This window comes from uncultured Microbulbifer sp. (genome assembly GCF_947489355.1).
Taxonomy (GTDB): domain Bacteria; phylum Pseudomonadota; class Gammaproteobacteria; order Pseudomonadales; family Cellvibrionaceae; genus Microbulbifer.
Window position 1 is genome coordinate 1 of record NZ_CANLDD010000133.1, and the last position, 2,125, is coordinate 2,125.

At 49.2% G+C, this 2,125-nt stretch carries 4 protein-coding genes; 3 read left to right on the forward strand and 1 reads right to left on the reverse strand.

What is annotated here, in order from left to right:
* Positions 1–30 precede the first annotated feature (30 nt).
* On the reverse strand, positions 31–294 hold the full coding sequence (locus Q1A48_RS21040; protein WP_299948787.1) for a YdaS family helix-turn-helix protein: 264 nt from the start codon (positions 292–294) through the stop codon (positions 31–33).
* A 151-nt stretch (positions 295–445) separates the two neighbouring features.
* On the opposite strand from Q1A48_RS21040, the gene Q1A48_RS21045 reads away from it, so the two are divergent.
* From Q1A48_RS21045 to Q1A48_RS21055, 3 genes are all read left to right on the forward strand, one after another.
* Positions 446–910, forward strand: coding sequence for a hypothetical protein (locus Q1A48_RS21045; protein WP_299948789.1), 465 nt, complete (start codon positions 446–448; stop codon positions 908–910).
* A 616-nt stretch (positions 911–1,526) separates the two neighbouring features.
* Complete coding sequence (locus Q1A48_RS21050; protein ID WP_299948791.1) at positions 1,527–1,856, forward strand: helix-turn-helix transcriptional regulator; 330 nt, start codon at positions 1,527–1,529, stop codon at positions 1,854–1,856.
* On the forward strand, positions 1,853–2,125 hold a 273-nt coding region (locus Q1A48_RS21055), incomplete at its 3' end, for a hypothetical protein (RefSeq protein WP_299948793.1). The genes Q1A48_RS21050 and Q1A48_RS21055, both read left to right, overlap by 4 nt.

Genomic DNA, 2,125 nt, shown 5'->3' on the forward strand with positions numbered 1-2,125 from the left:
CTTTTCTCCTGTATGAATGACCATGGTTGGCTATTGATTAACCAGTTCTTGCCTTGCCTCCATACTGCTATTGGTGGTAGGTAAGGGGTCTTCGCCCCAGATGTCCGGGCGGCAATCTTCCCGAGTGACGGCGCCCTGGGTTGCACTCTCAATGGCCATCGACAGCTTTGGCCCTGGCTGCTCAGCCCCACAGGCAATGGCATTGAGGTGTCCTACAGAGCAGCCGATTGACTTAGCCAGCCACTCACGGCGCTTCAGGCAGGGCTTGATTTTGAGGTAGGCTATCAAGTTCATATGGAAACTTTATGCCAAATCATAAATTCAGACAACTTTTTTAGGTAAAAACTATATATATTGGCACTAAAAATTAGGTTTCCCCATATAGAACAAACACTAACTCTCTGCAAAACTGCTTGATAGAGGCAAGGCGGGCTAGCGAAGAACTATGGCGATCTACCAAATTAGACGATCAAACGCACGTCACCTGGCGATGCAATTCAAAAATCGAAGAGAGTTTGCGGATGCAGCAGACTTGACCAGTTCGCAACTAAGCCAGTTAATAGGCCCAAACCCCACTGAAAATATCGGGGCATCAATCGCAAAGCGAATTGAGAAGGCTGGAGGTAAAGATGCGGGCTGGCTTGATCGAGAGCACCTAGAAGTCACCGGAAAACAGCAGGTCGCTCCTCCTGACAGGCTAGTTGATCCAGACAAGCTAATGGTCGCTGTTCGAGATGTGTGGGACGCTATGGAATCTCAGGGCGAGAAAATAACCCCTACCATCTTGGTAAGTGCAGCACTCATATACATTCAGCTAAAAGACATGAGGGGCGAATCCAACTCTAATGATGTGGCACAATCTATTGGTATTGCTCGCAGCACAATCAAATCTCTAGATAGCAGCCATTAATCTCGCTCCCAGTCCAAGCAATACTCCTGCTCTCCCTTTTTGCCACACCTCTTTCTTTTTATGCATAACCCGCATTGAGAAGGTATGGCTTCCTCCACAGCCACCAGAGCCAATTCCCGACCACTACAACCATTATCTTTTTGAGGGGGCTCACTTACCCTAAGGAATTTTACTCTAGTTATATTCCCCATAATCCATCTCCCTCGGAATAACATTCTGGGTTAGCTCAGTCCATACCGCACAATAAGCAGATCAACTTGAACATCCGGAGAATACCATAAGGAGACATGCGCCAATGCCAGAAAGCCACTGCAGCAATTTCATATTGCAGTGAATATGCAGCAAGACTGCTACAAAACCTACCACTTCAACGGCACGCCAGCCGTTATAGCACCTCCCACAAGATCACAAGCCCTACGGCGAGCAATAACCTGCATCAGCCCACTATCGTGGTCAATCAAATTAATGTAAAGCCTAAATAATGGCATAAATACCAACAAAAGATGATTTTTCACATTGCTTTAGTTTAGGATTTGCATAAACTATATAAAAACGCAGTTAGAAAAAACCTAATCGAACATTTGTTAACAGCCTCACAAAGAAAGGAAGCCAAGTGATGGAGTACAGGAAACTGGCCCCCCGCCAGGCTGAAGCGCTGACTCACCGCGCACACGGCCTTAGCAATGCTGAAACCGCCGCCGCCATGCACTGCTCTATCGCCAATGTCGCCAACCTGTTGACTGAGTGCTTCTTTAAATTGCACGCCCGTAACAGTACCGATGCCGTCGCTAAAGCCATTAAACACGGACTGATCCAGTTCGGCCTGCTCGCCTCAATCATCGTCAGCGCCGGGCCCGATTCCCAGGAGCAACTCCGTACCCGCTTCCAGCGCAAACCCACCATTAAAACTATTCGCATACGCAATCAGGGAGGGAGCACCGTATGAATGGCATCGAATTTAGATCAATCCCGATCACCGACGCAGGGGGAAATCCCAACAGGCCGGTGCTTAGCAAAGAAAACGTTGTGCTGCAGGGCAATATCCTTGGGCGGATAACTTGCCAACGTGGGCTCGACGGCAGCCTGAACTACCACGTCTGCCTGAATGTAAACCTCTCCAGTGCTCTGGGGGCAGGCTTGGCACAGGGCCACGGCGCAAACCGTGCAGAGGCCATACAAAACGCCCTCAGCGAAAGCCGGGAAGCTGCCACTGAT

Bases quoted from the DNA above. Each gene is read 5' to 3' on its own strand.
- Q1A48_RS21045 (WP_299948789.1), top strand. From the start codon at position 446: ATGGCGATCTACCAAATTAGACGATCAAACGCACGTCACCTGGCGATG.
- Q1A48_RS21040 (WP_299948787.1), bottom strand. From the start codon at position 294: ATGAACTTGATAGCCTACCTCAAAATCAAGCCCTGCCTGAAGCGCCGT.
- Q1A48_RS21050 (WP_299948791.1), top strand. From the start codon at position 1,527: ATGGAGTACAGGAAACTGGCCCCCCGCCAGGCTGAAGCGCTGACTCAC.